At 28.9% G+C, this 26,367-nt stretch carries 21 protein-coding genes; 19 read left to right on the forward strand and 2 right to left on the reverse strand.

Features of this window, described 5'->3' with window-relative positions; genetic code table 11:
* Window positions 1–73 precede the first annotated feature (73 nt).
* From JYG23_RS02780 to yajC, 11 genes are all read left to right on the forward strand, one after another.
* Complete coding sequence (locus tag JYG23_RS02780) at window positions 74–1,672, forward strand: recombinase family protein (RefSeq protein WP_207236933.1); 1,599 nt, start codon at window positions 74–76, stop codon at window positions 1,670–1,672.
* A gap of 248 nt (window positions 1,673–1,920) precedes the next feature.
* Window positions 1,921–3,189: a GTPase HflX gene (gene hflX / locus JYG23_RS02785; RefSeq protein ID WP_207236934.1), complete on the forward strand. Its 1,269-nt coding sequence runs from the start codon at window positions 1,921–1,923 to the stop codon at window positions 3,187–3,189.
* Between the two features lie 14 nt (window positions 3,190–3,203).
* Window positions 3,204–3,848: a YigZ family protein gene (locus JYG23_RS02790; RefSeq protein WP_207236935.1), complete on the forward strand. Its 645-nt coding sequence runs from the start codon at window positions 3,204–3,206 to the stop codon at window positions 3,846–3,848.
* Window positions 3,849–3,940: 92 nt separating this feature from the next.
* Complete coding sequence (locus JYG23_RS02795; protein WP_207236936.1) at window positions 3,941–4,681, forward strand: YebC/PmpR family DNA-binding transcriptional regulator; 741 nt, start codon at window positions 3,941–3,943, stop codon at window positions 4,679–4,681.
* Window positions 4,681–5,181: a crossover junction endodeoxyribonuclease RuvC gene (gene ruvC / locus JYG23_RS02800; protein ID WP_207236937.1), complete on the forward strand. Its 501-nt coding sequence runs from the start codon at window positions 4,681–4,683 to the stop codon at window positions 5,179–5,181. Before JYG23_RS02795 ends, ruvC begins: the two co-directional genes overlap by 1 nt.
* Before the next feature lie 44 nt (window positions 5,182–5,225).
* Entirely contained in the window at window positions 5,226–5,831 is a 606-nt protein-coding gene (gene ruvA / locus JYG23_RS02805; protein ID WP_207236938.1) for a Holliday junction branch migration protein RuvA, read from the forward strand.
* 8 nt (window positions 5,832–5,839) lie between these two features.
* Window positions 5,840–6,877 (forward strand): Holliday junction branch migration DNA helicase RuvB, encoded by a 1,038-nt coding sequence (ruvB, locus tag JYG23_RS02810; protein WP_207236939.1) that lies wholly within the window; start codon window positions 5,840–5,842, stop codon window positions 6,875–6,877.
* Window positions 6,878–6,901: 24 nt separating this feature from the next.
* Window positions 6,902–8,707 (forward strand): SpoIID/LytB domain-containing protein, encoded by a 1,806-nt coding sequence (locus tag JYG23_RS02815; RefSeq protein WP_207236940.1) that lies wholly within the window; start codon window positions 6,902–6,904, stop codon window positions 8,705–8,707.
* An 11-nt stretch (window positions 8,708–8,718) separates the two neighbouring features.
* Complete coding sequence (gene queA, locus JYG23_RS02820; protein WP_207237928.1) at window positions 8,719–9,744, forward strand: tRNA preQ1(34) S-adenosylmethionine ribosyltransferase-isomerase QueA; 1,026 nt, start codon at window positions 8,719–8,721, stop codon at window positions 9,742–9,744.
* Between the two features lie 7 nt (window positions 9,745–9,751).
* Window positions 9,752–10,867 carry a tRNA guanosine(34) transglycosylase Tgt gene (gene tgt, locus JYG23_RS02825; RefSeq protein WP_207236941.1) on the forward strand — a complete coding sequence of 372 codons (1,116 nt, stop codon included), beginning with the start codon at window positions 9,752–9,754 and terminating at the stop codon, window positions 10,865–10,867.
* Between the two features lie 16 nt (window positions 10,868–10,883).
* Entirely contained in the window at window positions 10,884–11,288 is a 405-nt protein-coding gene (gene yajC, locus JYG23_RS02830; protein ID WP_371818620.1) for a preprotein translocase subunit YajC, read from the forward strand.
* Between the two features lie 24 nt (window positions 11,289–11,312).
* Here yajC and JYG23_RS02835 read toward each other — a convergent pair whose 3' ends face one another.
* A complete protein-coding gene (locus JYG23_RS02835; RefSeq protein WP_207236942.1) occupies window positions 11,313–12,182 on the reverse strand; it encodes a hypothetical protein in 870 nt (289 codons plus the stop codon).
* Window positions 12,183–12,416: 234 nt separating this feature from the next.
* On the opposite strand from JYG23_RS02835, the gene JYG23_RS02840 reads away from it, so the two are divergent.
* From JYG23_RS02840 to JYG23_RS02875, 8 genes are all read left to right on the forward strand, one after another.
* Window positions 12,417–14,495: an EAL domain-containing protein gene (locus JYG23_RS02840; RefSeq protein ID WP_207236943.1), complete on the forward strand. Its 2,079-nt coding sequence runs from the start codon at window positions 12,417–12,419 to the stop codon at window positions 14,493–14,495.
* A gap of 108 nt (window positions 14,496–14,603) precedes the next feature.
* Window positions 14,604–15,449: a deoxyribonuclease IV gene (locus JYG23_RS02845; protein WP_207236944.1), complete on the forward strand. Its 846-nt coding sequence runs from the start codon at window positions 14,604–14,606 to the stop codon at window positions 15,447–15,449.
* On the forward strand, window positions 15,442–17,292 hold the full coding sequence (locus JYG23_RS02850; RefSeq protein ID WP_207236945.1) for a TIGR03960 family B12-binding radical SAM protein: 1,851 nt from the start codon (window positions 15,442–15,444) through the stop codon (window positions 17,290–17,292). Before JYG23_RS02845 ends, JYG23_RS02850 begins: the two co-directional genes overlap by 8 nt.
* Window positions 17,285–17,971, forward strand: coding sequence for a TIGR03936 family radical SAM-associated protein (locus tag JYG23_RS02855; RefSeq protein ID WP_207236946.1), 687 nt, complete (start codon window positions 17,285–17,287; stop codon window positions 17,969–17,971). The genes JYG23_RS02850 and JYG23_RS02855 overlap by 8 nt, the downstream gene beginning before the upstream one ends.
* A gap of 17 nt (window positions 17,972–17,988) precedes the next feature.
* Entirely contained in the window at window positions 17,989–19,473 is a 1,485-nt protein-coding gene (locus tag JYG23_RS02860) for an Rne/Rng family ribonuclease (protein ID WP_207236947.1), read from the forward strand.
* Window positions 19,474–19,488: 15 nt separating this feature from the next.
* Window positions 19,489–21,654 carry a DNA topoisomerase 3 gene (locus JYG23_RS02865; protein ID WP_207236948.1) on the forward strand — a complete coding sequence of 722 codons (2,166 nt, stop codon included), beginning with the start codon at window positions 19,489–19,491 and terminating at the stop codon, window positions 21,652–21,654.
* Window positions 21,651–22,817, forward strand: a complete 1,167-nt coding sequence (locus JYG23_RS02870; protein ID WP_207236949.1) for a MalY/PatB family protein — start codon at window positions 21,651–21,653, stop codon at window positions 22,815–22,817. The genes JYG23_RS02865 and JYG23_RS02870 overlap by 4 nt, the downstream gene beginning before the upstream one ends.
* Window positions 22,818–22,828: 11 nt before the next feature.
* A complete protein-coding gene (locus JYG23_RS02875; protein WP_207236950.1) occupies window positions 22,829–24,613 on the forward strand; it encodes a M3 family oligoendopeptidase in 1,785 nt (594 codons plus the stop codon).
* A gap of 100 nt (window positions 24,614–24,713) precedes the next feature.
* On the opposite strand, the gene JYG23_RS02880 is transcribed toward JYG23_RS02875, so the two are convergent.
* Window positions 24,714–26,228 (reverse strand): Na+/H+ antiporter NhaC family protein, encoded by a 1,515-nt coding sequence (locus JYG23_RS02880; RefSeq protein WP_207236952.1) that lies wholly within the window; start codon window positions 26,226–26,228, stop codon window positions 24,714–24,716.
* Between the last annotated feature and the right edge of the window lie 139 nt (window positions 26,229–26,367).

Genomic DNA, 26,367 nt, shown 5'->3' on the forward strand with positions numbered 1-26,367 from the left:
TTTATTGACACAAATCGTTTATAAATATATAACTTAATAAACGATTTGTGTTCCTTTTTTGAAGGGGGCATTTATGAATAGAGTAGCAATATACGTCAGATTGTCTGATGAAGATATTGTAAAAAAAGGTGATGAAAGTGAAAGTATTATTAATCAAAAAATGATGCTAACGGATTATGCTGTTAACTTGGGTTGGCATATTGTACAGATTTATGTTGACGAAGATTATTCAGGCGTTGATACTAACAGGAGCCGACCAAGCTTTGAAATGCTAGTTAAAGATGCTGAAAGAGGGAAATTTGATACTATACTTTGTAAGTCACAGAGCAGATTTACAAGAAGCCTTGAGGTTTTAGAAAAATATGTCCATAAAAAATTTCCTGAATGGGGTATCAGATTTGTAACATTAGTAGATAAGGCAGATTCATCAGATAAAGCAAACAAAAAATCAAGACAGATAAATGGACTTGTAAATGAATGGTATGTAGAAGATTTATCAAATGACATAAAGAATGTTTTACGAAAGAAAATGGAAAATGGACAGTTTATTGGTTCTTGGGCACCATATGGTTATAAAAAAGCAAAAGAGGATGGACATAAATTAGTAGTAGACGAATATGCAGCTGAGGTTATAAGAATGATATTCAGATTGTATATTGAAGGCTATGGAGTTACTAGAATAGTTAAAATACTAAACGAAAAAGGTATTGATAAGCCATCAATTTATATGAGAAAAACCGGAGAAAATTTTCCTGTCAGATCTAAAAATGAATTTTGGAGTGATTATATAATTTACAGAATTTTACGAAATGAAGTTTATATAGGCACGCTAACTCAGGGAAAACTAACAACAGTAAGCTATAAAAACAGTAAGCTTGTTCATAAGAATAGGGATGATTGGGTTGTTGTAAAAAATAATCATGAACCAATAATTGATGAAAAAGATTTCTATATTGTTCAATATACAATGGATAAGAAAAGAAGAACTGTAAAATGTGATGAAAATATTGATAACATTGGAAAGACTCATTTATTTGCCACGAAAGTAAAATGTGCTGTATGCAATGGTCCTATGGTGAAAACAGTGATTAATAATGGTCACGGAAAGAAGTATCCATATCTTAGATGTAAAAATCATATAACTTTTGCAAAGGCTGTTTGTCCTGTGCCGAATAGAATAAATTATAATGAACTAATAAAAGTTGTAGAGGAAGAACTTAGAAAAATACTTAATAAGTATTTGAACAATAATACTGTTATAAATAGTGCATGCAATAAAATCAGCAGATTCAACTATTCTGGTATGATTGATAAGCTTGAGAAAAAAATTAATAATATTGATGAAGATATTAGGATAAAAAATAATGCTATAGCTAATCTATATATAGATAAGGTAAATAATATTATAAATATTAATAGATATAACTCTATATCAGGTATTATTGAAGGTGAAATTAAGAAGCTTGAAAGAAATAAAAGTAGCACAAAACAAGAAATAGACAGACTAAATGAATTAAAAGAAAAACAGGTTGACATAAGTACAGTAGTTAGTCAATTCAATTTAAATAATGGGCTTACACATCAGATTGTTCAAGAAACTATAGAAAATATTGAAATAGGGCTAAAAAACAATGATGGTAAAAGAGATATAACAATACAATGGAAAATATAAATTTTGTTAAGCTTATTCTTTAGCTAACTAATGATATACAAGTAACAAATAACGTGTTGCTTTCAGAAATAGTAATTATTGGTGATGTGCCGGAATCATTTACACAATTTCCATTAAATAATAGGTAAATAGCGGAATTTCAATGGAGATAGTCAACATGATATTGACAATAAAAATGTATTAGTATAAACTACATATATAGTCAAATAATATAATTAGTAATAAAATCTATATATGAGGGGTAATTAATGGAAAATACAAAAGAAAAATGCCTCCTTGTTGGTATTCAGTTGTCATCAAATGAAGAAGATAATGATATGCAGGAGCTAACTGAATTAGTAAAAGCTGCTGATGGTGAGGTTTTAGGCACAGTCATTCAAAATAGAAATAGCATTGATAACAGATACTACTTAGGACAGGGTAAATTAGAAGAAATAGCTAATTATGCTAAGGAGTTAGATGTTGATTCTATAATTTTCAATGACGAACTAACCGGAACTCAAATTAGAAATATAGAAGAAATTGTAGATACAAGAGTAATAGATAGAACAACACTTATACTTGACATATTTGCAAGGCGTGCATTAACTAATGAGGGTAAATTACAAGTTGAACTTGCTCAGCTTAAATATAAACTTCCAAGATTAGTTGGCATGAGAAAAGATTTATCTAGACAAGGTGGGGGAATAGGAACTAAAGGACCTGGTGAAAAGAAAATTGAAACAGACAAGCGACATATATTAACAAGAATTTTAGATATAGAAAGCCTAATAAATAAAATAGATAAGGTTAGAGATACAAAAAGAAAGAAACGTATGAAAGACGAGATACCTGTAGTTTCAATAGTTGGATATACTAATGCGGGTAAATCAACACTTTTAAATGCGTTAATAGAAACATGTTATAATTCTGAAGAATTAGAAAATAAAAAAGTTTTTGTTAAGGATATGCTTTTTGCAACTCTAGATACAGAACATAGAAAGGTAAAACTACCAGGTGGTAGATTTGCTATCTTTTCTGATACAGTTGGATTTATCAAAAAATTGCCAACACAAATTGTTAAAGCATTTAAAGGTACACTTGAAGAGTTAAAGTATGCCAATGTTATATTGCATTTAATTGATATAAATGATGAAAATTTAGAAGCTCATAAACAAACTACAGTTGATTTAATTAATCAAATTACTGATAATTCAATACCAGTAGTAACTGTATACAATAAAACAGATAAAATAGATAATAAAAATATTGCTTTTCTGTCAAATGAAAATAATTTATATGTAAGTGCTGCTAAAAAAAATAATATAGATAATTTGTTAGAGTATGTTGATAAAAAAATCAATGGTGATAAAAACAAATATGAAATGAAAATTCCGAATAGTGAATTAAAAGTATTCTATAGCTTATTTGAAAACAGATTTACTGATAAAGTAGAATACGAAGCTGATGGAGTAAAGTTAGAAGCAATAATTTATGAGGATGAAAAATATAAATATAATGAATACATTGTTAAATAATTTAGGGGTGCAAAATGTCACAGTTTAGAACTATACATGACCAAGGTTTTGATGAAATAATAATAAATAAATCTAAATTTATAGGTTATGCAAGTCCTATTGATAGTGAGGATGAAGCTATTGAGTTCATAAATCAAATTCGAAAAACACATAGAGATGCTACTCATAATGTATATGCTTATGTATATGGTGAAAATTCGAATATTCAAAGATATAGTGATGACGGTGAGCCATCGGGTACTGCAGGGATGCCTGTATTAAATGTTATTAAACTTGAAAACTTAAAAAATATTGCAGTTGTAGTTACAAGATATTTTGGAGGTATAAAGCTTGGTGCAGGTGGACTTGTTAGAGCGTATACAAAAGGTGCTAAGATTGGAATAGAGAGCGGAATGATAGTAGACAAAACGCTATTTTATGATGTTTTAGTTGAAATAGATTATACGTTGCTTGGCAAGGTTGAAAATGAGTTATCGAAAAATCAGTATATTATTAAAAATAAAGAGTTTATGGAAAATGTAAAGCTTAATATACTGTGTATTGAGGAAGATATAGAAAAACTGAAAGCACTAATGTTAAATATAACAAGTGCTAAATGTAAAATTAGTACTGTTAATTCACAATACTATTCTATTAAAGATGGAAAAGTGCTAGAGTAAAAAATGTTGAAAAATTATAAAATTCGTGATAAAATATTACTGCTATTTTGGTAATAACAAAATTATATAAATGTACGTTTTAGGAGGAAATTATGTCAGGACATTCAAAATGGGCTAATACAAAGCACAGAAAAGGTAAACAAGATATTAAAAGAGCTAAAATATTTACAAAATTAGCAAGAGCTATAACAGTTGCAACAAGAGAAGGTGGAGCAGAGCCAGAGTACAATGCGGCATTGGCTACAGCAATTGAAAAAGCGAAAGCTGATAATATGCCTAATGATAACATTGATAGAGCAATTAAAACTGGATTAGGTGGGTTAAATGGAGAAACATTTGATCATATTACATATGAAGCATATGGACCTTGTGGAACAGCATTTATGGTACAGTGTTTAACTAATAATAAAAATAGAACTGCAGCAGATGTTAGACACTATTTTTCTAAATATGGCGGAAATTTAGGAACAACTGGCTGTGTAGGATATTTATTTGATAGAAAAGGTATAATTACTATTGATTTAAGTGACAATATTGATGAAGAAAATCTAATGATGCAAGCTCTTGATTTTGGAGCAGAAGATATGGAAACAAACGATGTTTATGAAATTACAACTCAACCAGAAGATTTTTTATCAGTTTTAAATAAGCTTAAAGAAGCTGGATATGAAGCCAAAGGCGAAGTTGCTTTTTTACCACAGAATTACATCAATGTTGAAGGTGAAGGAGATTTAAAAAATCTTGATAAATTAATTGATGCATTAGATGATAATGATGATGTCCAAGAAGTTTTTCATAACTGGGATATGCCAGAAGAAGACGACGAAGAATAATGATTATTTTAGGAATGGATCCAGGACTTGCAATATCAGGTTTTGGTCTGATAGAATATGTTGGCAACAAATTTAAGATGATTGAGTATGGTGCTGTTATAACTGAAAGTACAATGCCCTTTCCACTTAGGTTAAAGCATATCTACAATTCATATATAGATATGATTGATAAATATAAACCTGATGCTATTGCAATTGAAGAGTTGTTTTATAATAAAAATGTTAAAACAGCTATTGCTATTGGAGAAGCAAGAGGAGTTCACTTATTGGCAGGTGAAATAAAAAATATTCCTTTATACGAATATACTCCGCTTCAGATAAAACAAGGAATTGTTGGATATGGTAGAGCAGATAAAAAACAAGTTCAAGAGATGGTCAAGCTTATATTAAAGCTAGATAAAATACCAAAACCAGATGATGCAGCAGATGGACTTGCAGTTGCTATTTGTCATGCACATTCACTTAAGTTTGCAGAAGATTTTAGAATTACTGGATATTAAGACGATTTTATAGAATAATCGTAATAACAGAAGGGAACATACTTATGATAAGTTATATTAAAGGTCAAATTGTAAAAAAAGGTGTAGATTATTTAATTATTGAAAACAATGGTATTGGATATAACATAAATACGTCTTTGAATACGTTAAATAAGTTATCAGAGGGTGAAAACACTTCTGTTTTTACTTATATGCATGTAAGAGAAGATGCTATTTTATTATATGGTTTTTGTACTATGGAGGAGATTGATATGTTTAAAAAATTAATCTCTGTAAATGGAATTGGGCCAAAAGCTGGACTTGCATTTTTATCTACTTATGAAATTGATAGTTTAAAGGTATTTATTTTGAAAGAGGACGTTAATGCAATTTCAAAGGTACCTGGTGTAGGTAAAAAGACTTCGCAAAAGGTTATTTTAGATTTAAAAGATAAGCTTGGAAAATTAGAAGATATAAATAATATAAAAGAAATTGAAGGGCTTTCTATTGAAGAAGCCAAAACAAATAATGATTTTGATGACATAGCTAAGGTTTTAATGACATTAGGATTCACACAATTAGAAGCCAATAAAGCTCTTGAAAATATTGATATAATAGGCAAAAGTGAGAATCAAATTATAAAAGAAGCTTTGAAAAATTTGAATAGGTAGGAAAAGTAATGGAAAAAATTGAAAGAGAAAATGATATTATAGTTTCTACAATAAATTCAGGTGAGGAAGAAATTGAACTTAGCCTAAGACCGCAACGACTAGCTCAATATATTGGACAAGATAAAGTAAAAGAAAAGATGAGCATATTTATTGAAGCTGCTAAGATGAGAAATGAGCCTCTTGACCATGTTTTGCTTTCAGGACCTCCCGGACTTGGAAAAACAACTATGGCCAATATTATTTCAACTGAAATGGGTGTTAATATTAGAATTACTTCTGGCCCTGCAATTGAAAGACCAGGAGATTTAGCAGCAATTCTAACAAACCTAAATGAAAATGATGTTTTATTTATTGATGAAATTCACAGATTAAATAGAAGTGTTGAAGAAATAATGTACCCAGCTATGGAAGATTATGCACTAGATATAATTATTGGAAAAGGCCCATCAGCACGTTCAATAAGACTAGATTTATCAAAGTTTACTCTTATTGGGGCAACTACAAGGGCTGGATTACTGTCATCACCATTGAGAGATAGATTTGGTGTTACTTGTAACTTAGATTATTATAATTCTGAGGATTTAAAGCAAATTATACTTAGATCAGCTGGTATTATTAATATAGATATAGACGAAGAAGGTGCTGATGAAATAGCTAGACGTTCTAGAGGAACACCTAGAATTGCAAATAGACTGTTACGTCGTGTTAGAGATTTTGCTATTGTAAAAGGACAAGGTGAAATTGATATAGAAACAGCAGATAGAGCACTTAAAATGTTAGAAATCGATTCAATTGGATTGGATAGATTGGATAGAAAGATATTGAATACTATAATAGATTTTTATAAAGGTGGACCTGTTGGTGTTGAAACACTTGCAGCATCAATTGGTGAAGAAAAGAGTACTATTGAAGATGTTTATGAACCATATTTACTTCAAATCGGTTTTATAAATAGAACCCCACGAGGACGTATTGTTACTGAAAAAGGATTTAAACACGTTAAAAAAGAAAGAGCTAAGAAAGAACAGTTAGGATTAGACATTTAAAATATTATTAGTGAGGTAATTTTTATGAAAAAAAGGGTTTTTAAAGCGCTCTTGCTTATTATAGTTTTTATGATGTCGTTAAGTTTTGTCTGCTTTGCTGATGATAGTGACATAATGGTAAGAATTAGAATAAGAAGACCAAGAAATTTTAACGAACAAGTAGATTTAAAAGGTGATAATGGTATAGAAGTATACGATATTACAAAAAATGAAGCTACACCGATGTTTACCTTAGATAATGATATAGACGTTTTGCTTGACAGTTATTATGATTCTAAATATTTATTTGTAGAAGATATAGATATTTCAGATAATGTAGTATATGGACCATATCATTTGAAATTATACGATTACGTATTTGAGGATTATGTTACTGCGAAAAATGAAGCAGATATATTAACAAATAATATAGGATCAGAATTTTATCCATTTTATGATGGAACTAGCTATATAATTTATTGTGGTAATTTTATCAGCGAATCAATTGCATATGAAAAGCAAGCAATTTTAAGCCAAAATTCTATCAATTCTGAAGCTATAAATGGAATTAATAATAATATATTAGTTTATAATTCTTCTAATCAAATAGTATTTATGTACAGTAGTAATTTTAATATATTTTTTTCTTCTTATAATAGTACTTTAGAAACAAATGCGATAAAAATTGATAAAAATACTTACAGAGGTATGATGTCATTTACTACTGAGGTCGGAAAACTTATTTCTATAAATAAAGTAGCTTTAAACGATTACCTTTATGGTGTTATAGCCAATGAAATTAGTCCATCATGGCATGTGGAAGCAATTAAGGCACAAGTGGTTGCTGCAAGAACTTATGCTGTTTCAAACATATATCCAAATGCTAAGGATGGTTATGACATGCAGGATAATCAAAACAGTCAAGTGTACGGTGGTTATACAAGTGAAAAAGAAATAACGAATATTGCTGTTGACGAAACTAATGGTATAATGATATACTATGACGATAACTTAATTATTGCTTTTTTTCATTCTACTAGTGGCGGCAGAACAGAAAACAGTGAAAATATATGGGTTACACCATTACCTTACTTAAAGGCTGTTGATGATCCATATTCAAATGAGTCTCCTTATGCTAGTTGGCAAAGTATCGCAACAAAAAGTTTTCTTGTGAGTAGAATAAAAGAAGATTATGAAGATGTAAATGATTTATATAACATTTATGTAACTAATGTTTCAGAGAATAATAGAGTTTTAGAATGTATATTGTCTACAGATATTGGAGATATTATACTTAAAAAGGAAAAAGTTAGAGCTACTATTGGTTATGATTTTTTATTAAGTTCTTGGTTTAATATTACTACAGATTGTAACGTATATTTGATGGATGGAACTGAAGATGATAGCAAAACTGGAACTGAAGATGATAGTAAAACTGGAACTGAAGATGATAGTAAAAATGAAGATTCGGATAGTATTTTAGATGATTTGATTGGTGATTTAGAGGATTCTTCTTCGGAAAACCTAGACCAAGATAATGAAACTGAAGATGATAATGAAACTGAAGATGATAATGAAACTGAAGATGATAATGAAAAAAGTGTCTCATTGTTAAATAAATACATATTGTCTGCCGATGATACAAAATTAATTGAAAATAACAATTTAAGTGTTATTTCAGCTAATGGAGTATCGCAACTATCTACTATACCAACTGAGTATTATTTCGATGGTAGAGGATGGGGACATGGAATTGGATTAAGTCAGTATGGAGCTAAAAAAATGGCAGAAGAAGGATTTACATTCGACCAAATATTGAAGTATTATTATACTGGAGTAGAAATAAAATGACAAATGAACTAATGAAAACAAGTGATTTCTATTATGATTTACCTGAAGAATTTATTGCTCAATCACCACTAGCTAATAGAACATATTCTAGGCTAATGGTTTTAGATAAAAAAACAGGAGAAATAGAACACAAACACTTTTATGATATAGTTGATTACCTAAATGAAGGTGACTGTATCGTAATAAATGATACAAAGGTTTTACCTGCAAGATTGTTTGGTGAAAAGAAAGAAACAAAAGCAGTTATTGAATTGTTGTTGTTAAAACGAGTTGGAGATATGAAGTGGGAAACTCTTGTCAAGCCAGGAAAGAAAGCTAAACTTGGAACTGAAATTGTATTTAAAGAAGGTTTATTAGAAGGTACAATTGTAGAGGTTTTAGAAACTGGTAATAGAATAATTGAATTTAAATATGAGGGTATATTTGAAGAAATTCTAGACCAATTAGGAGAAATGCCATTACCACCATATATTCATGAAAAATTAGAAGATAAAGATAGATATCAGACTGTATATGCTAGTCATCCAGGCTCTGCAGCAGCACCAACAGCTGGATTACACTTTAATAAAGAAATTTTTGATAAATTAGAAGCAAAGGGCGTACAAGTTGCAAAATTAACATTGCATGTTGGTCTTGGTACATTTAGGCCAGTGAAAGCAGAATACATTACTGATCATAAAATGCATTCTGAGTATTATGATATATCAGAAGAAACTGCAAATCTTATAAATAACACTAGAAAGAATGGTAAAAAAATAATTTCTGTAGGCACTACATCAACTAGAACACTTGAATCTGTAGCAGATGAAAATGGTTTAGTTAAAGCATCAAATGGGTGGACAGATATTTTTATATATCCAGGTTATAAATTTAAATTAATTGATGGCTTAATTACTAATTTTCATCTTCCAGAATCGACATTGATAATGTTAGTTAGTACTTTAGCTGGAAAAGAAAACACAATGAATGCATATAAAAAAGCGGTAGAAGAAAAATACAGATTTTTCAGCTTTGGCGATGCAATGCTAATTAAGTAGGTGAAAAATGTTTAGTTTTGAATTATTAAAAGAATCAAAAGAGTGTAAGGCAAGATTAGGTAAAATACACACTAATCATGGAGATATAGAAACTCCAATATTTATGCCAGTTGGAACAAAGGCTACTGTAAAGGCTATGACTCCAGAAGAATTAAAAGAGATTGAAGCACAAATTATTTTAAGCAATACCTACCATTTGTATCTTAGACCAGGTCATGACTTGGTTAAAGAAGCCGGTGGTCTTCATAAATTTATGAATTGGGATAGACCTATATTGACTGATAGTGGTGGATTTCAAGTATTTAGTTTGAACAACTTAAGAAAAATAAGTGAAGAAGGCGTAGAATTCAGGTCACATGTAGATGGTTCAAAACACTTTATAAGCCCTGAAAAATCTATGGAAATTCAAAATTGCTTAGGTTCTGACATTATGATGGCATTTGATGAGTGTGTTCCATATCCTGCAACATACGAATATACAAAAGCATCTATGGAAAGAACAACAAGATGGGCAAAAAGATGTAAAGAATATCATAAAAACATTGAAAATCAAGCGTTGTTTGGTATAGTTCAAGGTGGTATGTATAAAGACTTAAGAACTGAAAGTGTTAAACAAATAACCGAACTGAATTTACCAGGATATGCAGTAGGTGGACTTAGCGTAGGTGAACCAAAGGATATTATGATTGAAATGCTTGACCATACAGTTGAGCAGTTGCCAAAAGATAAACCAAGATATTTGATGGGTGTTGGAACACCAGATTATTTATTCGAGGCTGTTGAAAATGGTATTGATATGGCAGATTGTGTATTGCCAACTAGGATGGCGCGAAATGGTGCGTTTTTAACGAGTACTGGTGTTGTTACAATAAAAAATGCTAAATATAGACATGATTTTGGGCCAGTTGATAATGAATGCAATTGCTATACATGTAGAAATTACTCAAAAGCATATTTAAGACATTTATTTAAAGAAAACGAGATTTTAGGTGCGAGACTTGCATCTACTCATAATTTATATTTTCTTTTAAATTTAATGAAAAACATACGTATGAGTATTAAAGAAGATAACTTCTTACAATACAAAAAAGAATTTTATTCAAAATATGGTTATGAAAAGTAACTAAAGGAGGAAATTTATGTTTAATAATTTACAAATTGTTGGTTTAACTGCGGGTGGTACAGGTGCTGCACCATACTCAGGTATAATAATGATAGTAGCAATGATTGCAATATTCTACTTTATGTTAATTAGACCACAAAAGAAAAAAGATAAAGAAATAAAACAAATGAGAGAGAGTGTTGCAGTAGGTGATGATATAGTTACTATCGGTGGAATTAATGGAAAAGTTGTTAAAGTTTCTGACGATATAATAGTGATTGAATTGCCACATGCAAAACAAAGAATTACTTTTGCTAAATGGGCTATAGGAACTGTAGAGAAAAAATCTAAGGATTCTAAAGTTGAAGAAAAAAATTCTAAAGAAGCAAAAGAAATAGAAGCTAATATAGAAGAAAAAACTGATGATAAAAAAGAAAAATAAAACAGGGTTAATATCCTGTTTTTTTTATTTCCATAATTCTTTTGGGTTAAAACCATAAATTTGAACTATTTCAAGTAAATCACTATTTGCTATATCTTTTGGTGTGACAATCATCCCACCATTTGAATCAATATCATAACCATTTACCTTAAAAGGAAACCAGACCAAATGTGAACATTGAGTTCCTGATGGTTCTGTATTATCTTTATATTTAGGAGTAAAAATACCACTTGAAATTCTATACGGTATTTTTATTAACTTAGTTAAGGCGTAATTAGAGATATTATCCAATTTAGTTTGTTCAACATTCTTTAACTTTAGTATTATAAAATTGGGGTATAATCTCCATTTATTTGTACTAGATATCTGTGAAATCGCACCTAAGACAGCAGCCTCCAAAATCTTTTTATTCTCTGAGTCTACAACTATTGCTGCATGTCCATGTCTCCAACCAAATGAATAAGTAGATCTAGTTAATAAAATATATCCATTCTCTAAAGGGGCTAAATTAGTTGCAAATTCACGTCTGTTTTGCTTATCAATAGTAGTTTCTTCATAAGTAAATGGTGTTATAGCATTTCGATTAACAATAACTTTTGCAAAAAAATGTTCTTGTATATTTAATATTTTTATTTTACCATATTTTTTATCTTCTAGTAGTTTATCAATAGATGCTTTTCCTAATCCAGTTTGATAAAATAATGTTTCATAATCTTTTTCAATTAGAACACTTTTATCAATGATAGGTGATATATCTATTTTGTTGTAATCTGGATATATATGAGTTAATGGTTTTGTTAATTCATTTAATATATTTAATAATATTAATAACGACACAACGATAATTATCACAGAGATGAAATTTTTGCTACTAATAATATTTTTTGCTTTCATAATGTACCTGCCTTTAGTTTAAGTATATGTAAAATATTATATTTAATGTATATTTATATAATATCAAATATAAAATTTTGCATAAAAGAAATTTATTTAGAAAAATACATAGACATATTTCGATTATTTTATACAAATTTTAAAAAATTAATTGCAATTTAATAAAAATTTGATATAATAACTAAAAATGTATTAGTTGACAGTAATAACAATATTCTAAAAATGAGGTTAAGTATGAAAAAAAATAAAATATTAATAGTTGATGATATTGAAGTTAACAGAATGATATTGGCTGAATTGTTTAAGGATGATTATGATGTTATAGAAGCAGAAAACGGACTTGTGGCTTTTGATATTATAAGTAAAGATTATGAAGATATTGCTTTATTGATAGTTGATATTGTTATGCCTGTCATGAATGGATTTGAACTATTGGATATTCTTAGTAAAAACGTTTTATATTCAAATATTGTAAAAATAGTTATATCAGGCGCAGATGATGAGGAAAATAAAAGAAAGGCTATAAAATATGGAGCAAGTGATTTGATTGTTAAGCCTTTTGAACCATATGAAATTAGGAATAGAATTAAAAATTTGATGACTAATTTGGAAACTGAAAAATTAAGAGAAGAAAATAATAAGCTTAGAGAATATTTTAAAATAAGAAGTAAATTTGAAAATTTTATAGATAAAATACCTGCTGGTGTCGCTTTATGCGAAATTGGAAAAGATATAAAAGATGGACTAAGAGTAATATATGCAAATGATTATTTATATAACGAATTTGGATTTTTTAAGGATAACAATGATACATATGTAAAACAGAATAATACGTCAATTGTAAAGGGAGATTTAGATAATATTATCAAGTGTAGTATCTTTGATAAAGAATCTAGTGAAACAGTTGTAGATAAGTTTAGAATTATAAATCAAGATGGTACATATAGCTGGACTATGGTGAGTGGGAAAAAAATTGAGCAAACTGATAATTCAGCTATTTATTTTGCAGTGTTTATGGATATTACGAAAAACATAGTTTATGAAAATGAATTAATACATAGATTAGAATATGACGAGTTAACTGACATTTACAACAAAGAACTGTTTTATAAAAAAACTCAGGAAATGTTAATTAATAACCTTAATATAAATTACGTGGTTGTTTGTTTAGATGTTGAAAAATTCAAATTGATTAACGATTTATATGGATTAGAAGAAGGAGACAAAATACTAAAGACTATAGCAAAATGTATAAAGTTAAATATGAACTCTGAAAAATCTGTTTTTGGTAGACTTTACGCTGACCATTTTGCTTTATGCTTTGAAAAATTTGATGGATATTTAGATAAGTTAGTATATCTTACGAAAAATTGCTTTGCTAATTATCCAATAGATTTAAATGTGATTGTTAAATTAGGTTTTTATGAAGTTGAAAATCATACAATAACAGTTAATAAAATGTGTGATAGAGCAAATCTTGCTATAGATAGTATAAAGGGAAATTATAAAAAAATATATGCTTTTTACCAAGAAAATCTAAGAAATGAACTTATAGAAGAACAAGAAATTGTGAATGAAATGTATAAAGCTTTAAAAAATGAACAATTTAATGTATATTATCAACCAAAATGCAATTTGATAACCGGTGAAGTAATTGGTGCCGAGGCATTAGTTAGATGGAATCATCCTAAAAAGGGCATTCTTACTCCAAATAAGTTTATTAAAATTTTTGAAAAAAGTGGTTTTATAACAAATATGGATGAGTTTGTATGGGAAAGTGTTTGTAGACAATTGAGAAAGTGGTTAGATTCTGGCTATAAAATTGTTCCTATTTCAGTAAATATATCAAGAATTGATATATATAATAAAAATTTATGCAACACTGTTGCATCCGTTTTGCGAAAATATTCGATCCCAGCAGATTTACTACACATTGAAATAACGGAAACAGCATATACTGAAAATCCAAAACAACTAATTGAAATAATTAGAAAACTTAAAAAAATAGGTATAATTATTGAAATGGATGATTTTGGAGATGGTTACTCGTCGTTGAATATGTTAAGTGAGGTACCAGTTGATATATTGAAATTAGATTTGAAATTTCTTAATCCAACAAATAAAAAAGATAGTAACAAAAATATTATTAAATCAATTATTTATATGGCAAATGAATTGAATTTAGAGGTTATTGCAGAAGGCATAGAACATTCAGATCAAATAAAGTATTTGCTTAACTTAGGATGTAATATTGGACAAGGATATTTTTTCTCTAAACCTGTTGAACCATATGAATTTGAAAAATTATTATAATTTATGTGTATTAATGAACAAAATTTGTTATAGATAATTTATTTAATTTGTGATAAACTATTAGGATAGGGAATAGTATCAGTTAATAATTAATTAAGGAGACTTTTTATGTTGAACATTGGAACACACTTGTCTATAAGTAAGGGTTTCTCAAAGACTGCTGAAATGGCAATAAAAATTGGCGCAAATACATTTCAGTATTTTTCTAGGAATCCAAGGGGAGGAAGCGTAAAAGACTTAGATTTAAATGACATCAATAAATTCAAACAAATTGTTGATGAAAACAATTTCGCTCCCATTTTATGTCATGCGCCTTATACTTATAATTTGTGTTCTGCTACTGAAGATACTCGAGATTTTGCTCGAAAATCTCTAAGAGAAGATTTAGAGAGGCTTGAGTTGTTACCAATTCATTTATATAACTTTCACCCAGGTAGTCATGTTGGATTAGGAGTAGATAAGGGTATAGAGTATATAGTAGAAATACTTAATGAAGTTATAAGATCAGATATGAGTTCTATAATTTTACTTGAAACAATGGCTGGAAAAGGTACTGAAATTGGTAGTAATTTTGAGGAAATAAAAAGAATAATTGACGGTGTAACATGCAAAGATAAAATAGGTGTTTGTATGGATACTTGTCATGTTTTTAGTGCTGGATATGATATAGTTAATGACTTAGATGGAGTTATAGATAAATTTGATAAAGTTATCGGTTTAGATAAATTAAAAGCTATACATTTAAATGATAGTATGATGCCTTTTGGTAAAAATAAAGATAGGCATGCTGAAATTGGTAGTGGTGAAATTGGTATGGAAGCAATATTAAATATTGTTTCTCACAAAAGATTAGAAAAATTACCGTTTTTCTTAGAAACACCACTTGATGAAAAAGGACATAAAGAAGAAATAATTAAGATTAGAGAGTTAATTAAAGGGAGAAAAAATGATTAATACTAAAAAACTAGATAAGCTTTTGCTGAAAGCTGAGAAACCTGCTAGATATATTGGTAGTGAACTAAATGAGATAGTTAAAAATAAAGTTGATATAGATGTAAGATTTGCTTTTGCTTTTCCAGATGTATATGAGGTAGGTATGTCTCATACAGGTATGCATATTTTGTACAATTTACTAAATGAGCAAGAAAACATTTGGTGTGAAAGAGTATTTGCTCCATGGGTAGATATGGAAAACATAATGAGAGAAAATGATATTCCTCTTTATGCTCTTGAAAGTAAAGATGAATTAAAAGAATTTGATATTATAGGTTTTACGTTACAATATGAAATGAGTTTCACAAATGTTTTAAATATGCTTGATTTAGCCAATATACCTGTAAGATCAAGTGATAGAGATGATTCAATGCCGCTAATAATTGCAGGGGGGCCATGTTCGTCGAATCCAGAACCATTATACAATGTTATAGATATATTTGTTATGGGAGAAGCTGAAGAGGTAATTTTAGAACTTAGCAATTTATATGCTGAGAAAAAGAAAAACAATTTAACAAAAGATGAATTTTTAGAAAGAGCATGCCATATAGAAGGAATTTATGTTCCTAAATTTTATGATGTTGTATACAATGAAGATAATACTATAAAAGAGAGAGTAATTTTAAATGAAAATGCTCCTAAAATAGTAAAAAGAAGAATTATAAAAGATTTTGACAATATATATTATCCAAAGAAAATGATAGTACCTTATATAAATACTGTTCACGATAGAGTTGTTTTAGAAATTTTAAGAGGTTGTATTAGAGGTTGCAGATTTTGCCAAGCGGGTATGCTTTATAGGCCATTTAGAGAGAAAAAAGTAGATACATTGGTAAAACAAGCTGAAAATTTGATTGATGCTACTGGACATGAAGAACTTACATTAGCATCATTAAGTTCTAGTGATCACTCATGTATATGTGATTTATCAACACAACTTTTAGAAAAATATGAAAAAAGAAAAATTGGAATATCCTTACCATCATTGAGGTTAGATTCAATTACATTCGATTTGATTGAAAAACTTCAAGAGGTAAAAAAATCTGGATTGACTTTTGCTCCAGAAGCGGGCACTCAAAGAATGAGAGATGTTATCAATAAAAATTTAACAGAAGAACAAATTTTAAATCCTGTTAAAACTGCATTTGATTTGGGATGGTCTACTGTTAAGCTGTATTTCATGATTGGATTGCCAACTGAAACTACTGAAGATGTAATGGCTATAAAAGATTTAGCTTATAAAGTAAAGGATTTATTCTTTGATAGACCCAAAGAAGATATAAAGGGTAATTTGAGAGTAACAGTAAGTGCTGCATGCTTTGTACCAAAGCCTTTTACACCATTTCAGTGGGTAGCTCAGAATACTATGGAAGAATTTTATGATAAAGCTAAAATGCTTGATAGAGAAATTAGAGATAAGAAGGTTGTATATAATTATCACGCTCCAAAAACGAGCTATATAGAAGCTGTATTTGCTAGAGGAGATAGAAAAGTTGCTGATGTTTTAATTAAGGCATGGGAAAAAGGTTGTAAATTTGATGGATGGAATGAATGGTTTAAATTCAATACTTGGATGGAAACATTTGAAGAAATTGGAGTTGATCCAGACTTCTATGCTACAAGAAGAAGAGAAACTACAGAAAATTTACCATGGGATTTTATTGATATAGGTGTTGAAAAGAGTTTTCTAATTAAGGAATATGAACAATCGTTAAATGCATGTACTACGCCAAACTGTAAAGAGAAATGTAGCAATTGCGGAATTAATAAGAAAAAGATTGGTGGTGTATGTACTCGTGTATAGTGTAATTTGTAAATATACAAAAATGGGAGATTTAAAATTTATTTCTCACTTAGATATACTAAGATTAATGCAAAGAGCAGTTAATAGAGCAAAACTTCCCGCTAAATATTCGGAAGGATTTAATCCTCATATGAAAACATCATTTGGATATCCCCTTTCTTTAGGGGTCGAGAGTTTAGGCGAATATTTTGAACTGCAGTTAGTAGAAAAAGTTGAAATTAATAAACTTATAGTAGATTTAAACGCTGTGATGCCAAATAAAATGAAAATATTAAATGCTGTTTATTATGATGGCAAAGAGTCATTGATGTCATTATGTAAGTATGCAGAATATTTAATTAACATAGAGTCTACAAAAATTAATACTGTAGAGCTAAATAAGTTATTAAATGTAATGATAAATGAAGGCGTTATTTTTACCAAGGAAAAGAGAAATAAGGCTAAAAAGAAAATAGTTAAAAAAGAAATTAATACAAAAAATTTGATTCATTTTGCTCAAGCAAAAACAGTTAATGAAAATAAAATAATTATCGAAGTGGTATTTAAAACTTCTGCTGATGGTAGCATGAAAGCATCTGATTTTATTAAAGTTTTAGAAGAAAACAATATAGTAGTGGACTATTTCAATGCATTGAAGGTTGAATCACTCAATGCTGATTTAAAGCCAATTATTGAATAATAGAAAAGCGAGAAAATATGAGACAATTAATTATAAGCAGCTCTTTTTCTTATGAAAAAGTAGCTATTTTAGAAGATGGTAAATTAGAAGAATTTTTTTATGAAAATAAAAATAATCAAAACAGCTATTTGGGAAATATCTATTTGGGTAAAGTAGTTGATATTTTACCTGGAATGCAAGCTGCTTTTATTGATATTGGCTTAGAAAAAAATGCATATTTGTATATTGATGAGTTATTATCAAAGAAAACAATTGTCGAGAAAAATTTAGTCAAAGAACAAATAAGTAATATCAGTCAGATTTTAAAAAAAGGCGAAGAAATCTTGGTACAAGTAGTAAGGGATCCAATAGGTGAAAAAAATATATCCCTAACTACTGATATTTCACTTGCTGGTAAATGTATTGCAATTATACCTAAAAATAAAGAAGTTAGCGTATCTAAAAGGATTAGAGAAAAAGTTGAAAAGAAAAGATTATATTTAATTGGAAAAGAAATCATGGTGGATGATTGCGGTATAATTTTTAGAACTTTTTCCAAAGGACTTAATCAAACTAATTTAGAAGAAGAATATAGAAATTTAGTTGAAGAATACAAAAAAATTGAAAAGCAAGCTTTATATTCTATGGCACCAAAACTTTTAAAAAGGCATAACTCTTTATTGGAAATGGTATTTGTAGATTATATAAATAATAATATTGATGAAATCTATGTTGAAAATTCTGATGATAAGAAAGCTGTTATTTCTTTTTTAAAAAAATATAAAGAATATAACAATGAATCTATAAAAGTATCAGATACATATTCTAATCTATTTGAAACATTCAATATAGAAAAACAGATTGATATATTAAATAACAGAAAAGTTAAGCTAGAAAATGGTGGAGATATTGTAATTGATACTACTGAAGCATTGACTGTAATTGATGTCAATAGTGGAAGCTTTATAGGAAAAAATGAACAAGATGAAACATCTTTAATTATAAATATTAGTGCAATGGAAGAAATTGCTAGGCAGATTAAGTTGAGAAATATAAGTGGAATTATAATTGTTGATTTTATAGATTTTAGGAAAAAAGATTATACAAATATTTTAATCGCTAAAGCAAAGCAATATTTGCAAAATGATAAAACTAGAACTAAAGTTTTAGGTATGACAAAGCTTAACCTTATGGAGATAACTAGAAAGAGAAATAAAGAAAATTTTTATAACTCAATGAATGAAGAGTGTTATATTTGTGAAGGAAATGGGAAATTGCCATCTGGACTTCAAATTATGCTTAAAATTGAGAATATTCTTAAAAAAATTTCATCTAATACATCATCAAATATAGTTTATCTTGAATGCTCATCGCATATATATAGAAAAGCTACAACAGAACTAATAGAAGAAATAAAAATGTTAGAAAGAACATCATGCATTGAAATACATCTAGTAAAAAATAATGATGCTGCTGGTAACATTATAGCTGTTAAAAAGATGGGTAAAAAGGGTAGTATATAGAAAAGGGTCGTTAATATGAAACTAATTATTACAGAAAAGCCTTCAGTTGCTAAAGATGTAGCAAGGGTACTTGACATAAATAAAAGGAATAATGGATATATGACAGGCAATGGGTATATTATTACATGGTGTATAGGTCATTTAATTCAATTGGCAATGCCAGAGGAATATGATGTAAAGTTAAAGTCATGGAGTATGGATACGTTGCCTATTTTTCCTAGAAAGTTCAAACGCGTTATTAATGAAGCCACAAAAGAGCAATATGATATTGTAAAAAGGTTAATTAATAGTGATAAAATAGATGAAGTAATATGTGCTACTGATGCTGGACGTGAAGGTCAGCTTATTTTTGGTTATGTATATATTACAGCTGGGTGTAAAAAGCCTGTAAAAAGGCTATGGATAAGTAGTATGACAGACGAAGCAATAAAAGAGGGGTTTAATAAACTTAAAGACAATAAAGAATATTATTTGCTATATCAATCAGCTAAGTCAAGATCTGAAGCAGATTGGCTAGTTGGTATAAATGCAACAAGACTTTTTTCTGTTAAATACAATCAAAAGCTTACAATTGGGAGAGTTCAAACTCCTACGCTGGCTATGATTGTACAAAGGAAAAACGAAGTAGATAATTTTAAACCAGCACCGTTTTATGAGATACAAGCTAATTTTGATAATTTTAGTGCAACATGGTTCAACGAAGATGGTACTAGAATTAAACAAAAGGAAAAAGCACAAGAAATTATAAATAAATGTGAAAGTAAAGAAGGTATAGTAACAAAGGTAGCAAAGAAAAAAGCTAGAACAGATAGACCTTTATTGTATGATTTGACCGAACTTCAAAGAGATGGCAACAAAAAATATGGCTATACTGCTGAACAAACTTTAGAAGCAGCTCAGACGCTATATGAAAAGTTTAAGCTTACTACTTATCCAAGAACTGATAGCAGGTATTTAAGTACAGATATGAAACCTAAATTAAAAGGTCTTTTACTAAACATTAAGACCGGTTATAAAGTTGCCGCCTCTTGTGTTGACAAAATAATCGAACAAGGTCTTAATATGGACAAACGTATTATAAATGACAAAAAAATTACTGATCACCACGCAATTATTGTTACTGATAATATTAGAAATCTTGCGAACGTCAAATTACCTGAAAGAGAAAAAAATATATTGAAACTTGTAATGACAAGATTTGTTGTTACCTTAGATAAAAAACAAGAGTATGACCAAACAGATATAGAACTAATCATTGAAAATGAAAATTTTAAAACTAGAGGTAAAAAGATTACTGTACCTGGTTGGAAAGAAACAGAAAGCATATTACTTGGAAAAACAGTAAATAGTGATGATGAGAATGAAAAGGAAATCAAAAACACCGTCAAAAAAAATGATAAATTAACTCCTCAAGAAATTAAATTACTTGAAAAGAAAACATCTCCACCAAAACTATATACAGAAGCAACATTGTTAACTGCTATGGAGACTGCTGGAAAACAAATTGAAGATGACGAATTAAGAGACGATATGAAAGGTATAGGACTTGGAACACCTGCAACTAGAGCGGGTATTATTGAAAAGCTTGTGTCAGTTGGTTATATTAAAAGAAACAAGAAAAATTTGTTACCAACTGAGAATGGAATAAATCTTATAAATTTAGTACCTGAAAAGCTAAAAAAACCCGATTTAACTGGAGAATGGGAACAATCATTAAATAAAATTACTTCTGGTGATGAGCAAGCTAGAGACTTTATATTTAATATCAAAAAATATGTTTATGATGTAATTAATGAAGGGAAAAGATCAAGAATTATAAATATAAATTTTAAAAATAATTCAAACTTTAAATCTAATAAAGAATCAATAGGCAAGTGTCCTTTGTGTGGTAAAGATGTTTATGAGTGTGAAAAAGGATATTATTGTTCGGGTTTTAGGAATTATCCTAAATGTAAATTTGGGATATGGAAAAGTTTTAAAGTATTTTCAGAAAACGATATTGAGTTGAATAAAAATATGGCTAAAGAATTTTTAGAAAAAGGTAAGTCGAAATTTGTTAAGGTAGCTAGTGATAATGATGAGGAAAAAAATATAGCTATTAGTATGAAAATTAATGGTACATATACTAACTTTGAAATAGAAGAGAAAAAAGACAGTATTATTGAGGAGGAAAGCAAATGAAATATAACTTTGATGAAATAATTAATAGAACTAATACGGCAAGTATAAAATGGGATGATGTTGAACAATTAACAGATGGAAGACCTGCAATACCATTTTGGGTAGCAGATACAGATTTTAAATCACCGAAAGAAGTAATAGAAGCACTTCAAAAAAGAGTAGAGCATGGTATATTTGGATATACAGGTTATACAAAAACAATTGTACCTACTATAAAAAAATGGATAAATAATAGACATGAGTGGACAGTAGAAGATGAGTGGATAACATATACTCCAGGTGTTGTATCAGCAATATCATATGTAATAGATGAATTTACTAATGAAGGTGATGGTATACTTGTTCAAACTCCAATATACCCACCTTTTATTGGTGTTCCGAAAGAAAATGGTAGAAAAGTTTTGGAAAACGAGCTTATATTGGTTGACGGTAAATATACTATAGATTTTGAAGATTTTGAAAAAAAAGCTAAAGAAGCTAAAGTATTCTTATTATCTAATCCACACAATCCAAGTGGTAGGGTATTTACTAAAGATGAATTGATAAGACTTGGTGAAATCTGTTTGTATAACAATGTAATAATTATTTCAGATGAAATACATTCCGATATTATATATAGCGGATATAAACATACACCGATTGCATCACTTAACAAAAAACTGCAAAATATTACAATAACTTGTTATTCAGCAAGTAAATCATTTAGTTTGGCTGGATTATCTACATCAGTTATAGTTATACCAAATAAGAACATAAGGGATAAATTTAACGCATATCTATTGAAAAAACATATATCAGTAAATATTATGGGCAAAGTTGCAATCGAAGCTGCATATAAATATGGTGATGATTATCTAAATCAACTAAATGAATATATAGAAAGCAATAGAGATTTTATGTTGAAATTTATGAGTAAGAATACACCAAAGATAAAACCTCTTAGGGGTGAAGGAACGTATTTAGTATGGTTAGATTGTAGAGAAATGAATTTAAGTGATGAAAAATTACGAGATTTCTTTACTGATGCAGGAGTAGTATTAAATCAGGGTATGACATTTGGAAATGCTGGAAGTGGATTTATGAGATTTAATATAGGCTGTCCTACAGCAATACTTGGTGAAGGATTAGAAAGAATTAAAAAAGCATACAACAATATATACTAATGGAGGAAATTATGGATAATACGTGGAGTTTAAAAGAGTTATATGATGGATTTAATTGTAAAGAATTTAAAAATGATTTAGATGAATTATCTAGAGGTTATAATGTTATGCAGGATTTTGTAACAAATAACTTCTATAATTATGAAAACACTACTTCAAAAATAGAGAAATATCTTGATTATTATATAAAATATAGTGAAATAGCTGCAAAACTTAGAGGCTTTGCATTTTTAAGTTTAGCTACTGACTCTAAAAATAGTGATGCTTCTGCTAATTTAAGTAAAATTGGTGATTTGGTAAGTAGTTTAACTGAATCAAGAATAGCATTTCAAAATTATATCATTAATTATGATGACTTAAGTAAATCAATTGAAGAATCAAGTATATTAAAAGAACATGAATTTTATTTAAATGAAATTGTTGAAGCAAGCCAGCATCAGTTGAGTGATAAAGAAGAGATACTAATTTCAAAAATGAAATTGACGGGTTCATCAGCATGGTCTCAATTACAAGGTAAAGTATCATCACAAGCAATGGTTGAACTTGAGGAGAATGGCCAAAAAACATGTATACCTATAACTGCATTATCTCAACTTCCTTCTACAGAAGATAAAAAGGTTAAAATAAATAGGTTTAAAGCGGAATGCAAGGCATATGATAAATATGCTGACATATCAGCTGCATGCCTAAACAGTATAAAAGGAGAAGTTATAACAATTGCAAATTTACGTGGATACCAATCACCTATAGATATGACTTTGAATGATTGCAGAATGGATAGAGAAACTTTAGATGCATTGATAGGAAGTATTGAAGAATATCTTCCTAAGCTAAGAAAATATTATAAAGTTAAAGCGAAATTATTAAAATATGATAATGGATTACCATATTTTGATATAACAGCAAATGTAGGAAATTCTAATAAAAAATATAGCATTGAAGAAGCTAAAGGGACTGTACTAAAAGCATTCAGAGGATTTAGTGAAGAATTATATTTATTTGCAAAAAATGCTTTTGATAATAGGTGGGTAGATTTTGAACCAAGACAAGGTAAAAGAAGTGGTGCATTTTGTAGTGGCGTTTATCCAATAAAACAAAGTAGAGTACTTACTAATTTTAATGGTGGAATTAAAGACGTAAATACTATTGCTCATGAGTTAGGACACGGTTTCCATGGTAAACAATTATCAACAGAAAGTATATTAAATAATTCGTATCCTATGCCACTTGCTGAAACAGCTTCAACATTCTGTGAACAAGTATTGAAGGGTGAATTAGTAAAAGAAATTAGTAAAGAAGAAAAGCTTTCTTTCTTGAGCTTTAGTATATTAAGTGCTGTTGCGGTAACAGTAGATATATTGTCAAGATATTATTTTGAAACTGAGTTTTTTGAAAGAAGAAAAGATCATACTTTGTCTGTTGAAGAAATTAAAGAAATTATGATAGATGCCCAAAAGAAAAGCTATGGAGATGGATTAGATAGTAAGTATTTAAATCCATATATGTGGTTAAATAAAGTACATTATTATTATGCTGAAAGAAATTTTTATAACTTTCCATATGCATTTGGACTTTTATTCTCATTAGGATTACACTCAATATATGAGAAAAAGGGAGAAGCTTTTTTAACAGAATATAATAATTTATTGAAAGCAACAGGTAAGATGAAGATAGCAGATGTATGCAAACTTGTCGGGGTAGATGTAAGAAGTAAAGATTTTTGGAGAATGTCACTTGATAAAATAGTTAAATCCATAGATGAATTTGAAAAATTAGCAAATGAATACAAATGCTAAATCTAGAACATAAAAAATATGCTCCCTTATATTACATATTTAAATGTATTATTTAGGGAGCACTATTATTTATATTAATTTTTAAAACTATCTAATTTCACTATTTTGCTTCTTTTTCATTAATATTTTCTTTTTTAGAAATCAAAGAAACAATGTACATTGCAACTACAAATAAAACAACACTTACTATTGCAGTAGCTATAAAGCTTTTAGAAATACCAGCTACGATATAGCCTAAGAAACAGCAAACTGCAATTGTTAATGCATAAGGTATTTGAGTTGAAACGTGGGCAACGTGATTACATTGTGCACCAGCAGAAGCCATAATTGTTGTATCAGATATAGGTGATATATGGTCTCCACAAACTGCACCTGCTAAAACAGAGGAAATTGTAATAACTAATATTCTTGAACCTTCTGGGAAAACAGCAGTTACTATAGGAATTAATATTGCGAAAGTTCCCCATGAAGTACCAGTAGCAAAAGCAAGCCCTAAAGCAATTATGAATAAAGTTGCTGGGAATATTGCTTCTGCAATACTTGTAGAATGTAAAGCATTTTGTACAAATGCTCCAGCTTCAAGTTTGTCAGCACAGAAACCTCCTAAAGTCCATGCTAATATTAATATTAAAATAGCAGAAATCATCATTTTAAATCCTTGAGGTATGCAATCTGCAAATTCTTTGAATTTTATAATTCTTCTAGGTATGTAAAGTATAAATATAAATATTAATGTTATGAATGATCCAAATACTAAACCTAGAGATGGATCGCATTCTGAAAAAGCTGTAATGAATGGTACACCATCAAAGAAACCGCCTGTGTAAATTAAACTAGTTATACAACTTAAAATTAAAAATGCAACAGGTAATACTAAATCTATTACTTTTCCTTTAGATGATGGTGAAGGTTGTTCTATAACTTCTTCATTTATACCACAGAAAACATCACCTTTTTTAGCAGCATTTTCATGTTTTTTCATAGGGCCAAAGTCTCTACCGCTGATAGAAATATAAACTACCATTGCCATTGTTAACCATGCATATAAGTTAAAAGGTATAGTTTGTAAGAATAATGAGAAACCATCTCCAGAAGTATAACCTGTAACAGCAGCAGCCCAACTTGATATAGGAGCTATAATGCATATAGGAGCAGCTGTTGCATCAATTACATATGCAAGTTTTGCTCTTGAAATGCTAAATTTGTCTGTTACTGGCCTCATAACGCTACCAACTGTTAAACAGTTAAAATAATCATCTACAAATATCAAAGCACCTAATCCAAATGTTGAAAGCAAAGCACCTTTTTTTGTTTTGATTTTCTTAATAGCCCAGTTTCCATATGCAGCACTTCCACCAGCTTTTGTCATTAAAGCAACTATAATTCCTAAGAAAACTAAGAAAATTAAAATTCCGATATTCCAGCTGTCAGCTAATTTTGATGTCATAACTTCAAAAAGAGTTTCAACTGTTGCTACTGGAGCAAAACCTGTGAATAGTAATGCACCAGTAAGTATACCAATAAATAATGATATGTATACTTCTTTTGTTATTAATGCTAATGCAATAGCAATAATAGGTGGGACCAATGACCAAAATGTACCTACAAAGTTCATAAAAAAATTCTCCTTTTTAATTATATTTTAAATAAGATTATAATGAAAACGATTGCAAAATAAATAAAAAAAATATAAGTTTGTTAAAAATAAAATTACTGAAATTATAATAATCTGCAATTGAAATTAATTTCATGTA

The organism is Sedimentibacter sp. zth1 (assembly GCF_017352195.1).
Taxonomy (GTDB): domain Bacteria; phylum Bacillota; class Clostridia; order Tissierellales; family Sedimentibacteraceae; genus UBA1535.

Excerpts from the sequence above, each read along its gene's own strand:
- JYG23_RS02780 (WP_207236933.1), top strand. The coding sequence starts at position 74 with ATGAATAGAGTAGCAATATACGTCAGATTGTCTGATGAAGATATTGTA.
- hflX (WP_207236934.1), top strand. The coding sequence starts at position 1,921 with ATGGAAAATACAAAAGAAAAATGCCTCCTTGTTGGTATTCAGTTGTCA.
- JYG23_RS02790 (WP_207236935.1), top strand. The coding sequence starts at position 3,204 with ATGTCACAGTTTAGAACTATACATGACCAAGGTTTTGATGAAATAATA.
- JYG23_RS02795 (WP_207236936.1), top strand. The coding sequence starts at position 3,941 with ATGTCAGGACATTCAAAATGGGCTAATACAAAGCACAGAAAAGGTAAA.
- ruvC (WP_207236937.1), top strand. The coding sequence starts at position 4,681 with ATGATTATTTTAGGAATGGATCCAGGACTTGCAATATCAGGTTTTGGT.
- ruvA (WP_207236938.1), top strand. The coding sequence starts at position 5,226 with ATGATAAGTTATATTAAAGGTCAAATTGTAAAAAAAGGTGTAGATTAT.
- ruvB (WP_207236939.1), top strand. The coding sequence starts at position 5,840 with ATGGAAAAAATTGAAAGAGAAAATGATATTATAGTTTCTACAATAAAT.
- JYG23_RS02815 (WP_207236940.1), top strand. The coding sequence starts at position 6,902 with ATGAAAAAAAGGGTTTTTAAAGCGCTCTTGCTTATTATAGTTTTTATG.
- queA (WP_207237928.1), top strand. The coding sequence starts at position 8,719 with ATGAAAACAAGTGATTTCTATTATGATTTACCTGAAGAATTTATTGCT.
- tgt (WP_207236941.1), top strand. The coding sequence starts at position 9,752 with ATGTTTAGTTTTGAATTATTAAAAGAATCAAAAGAGTGTAAGGCAAGA.
- yajC (WP_371818620.1), top strand. The coding sequence starts at position 10,884 with ATGTTTAATAATTTACAAATTGTTGGTTTAACTGCGGGTGGTACAGGT.
- JYG23_RS02835 (WP_207236942.1), bottom strand. The coding sequence starts at position 12,182 with ATGAAAGCAAAAAATATTATTAGTAGCAAAAATTTCATCTCTGTGATA.
- JYG23_RS02840 (WP_207236943.1), top strand. The coding sequence starts at position 12,417 with ATGAAAAAAAATAAAATATTAATAGTTGATGATATTGAAGTTAACAGA.
- JYG23_RS02845 (WP_207236944.1), top strand. The coding sequence starts at position 14,604 with ATGTTGAACATTGGAACACACTTGTCTATAAGTAAGGGTTTCTCAAAG.
- JYG23_RS02850 (WP_207236945.1), top strand. The coding sequence starts at position 15,442 with ATGATTAATACTAAAAAACTAGATAAGCTTTTGCTGAAAGCTGAGAAA.
- JYG23_RS02860 (WP_207236947.1), top strand. The coding sequence starts at position 17,989 with ATGAGACAATTAATTATAAGCAGCTCTTTTTCTTATGAAAAAGTAGCT.
- JYG23_RS02865 (WP_207236948.1), top strand. The coding sequence starts at position 19,489 with ATGAAACTAATTATTACAGAAAAGCCTTCAGTTGCTAAAGATGTAGCA.
- JYG23_RS02870 (WP_207236949.1), top strand. The coding sequence starts at position 21,651 with ATGAAATATAACTTTGATGAAATAATTAATAGAACTAATACGGCAAGT.
- JYG23_RS02875 (WP_207236950.1), top strand. The coding sequence starts at position 22,829 with ATGGATAATACGTGGAGTTTAAAAGAGTTATATGATGGATTTAATTGT.
- JYG23_RS02880 (WP_207236952.1), bottom strand. The coding sequence starts at position 26,228 with ATGAACTTTGTAGGTACATTTTGGTCATTGGTCCCACCTATTATTGCT.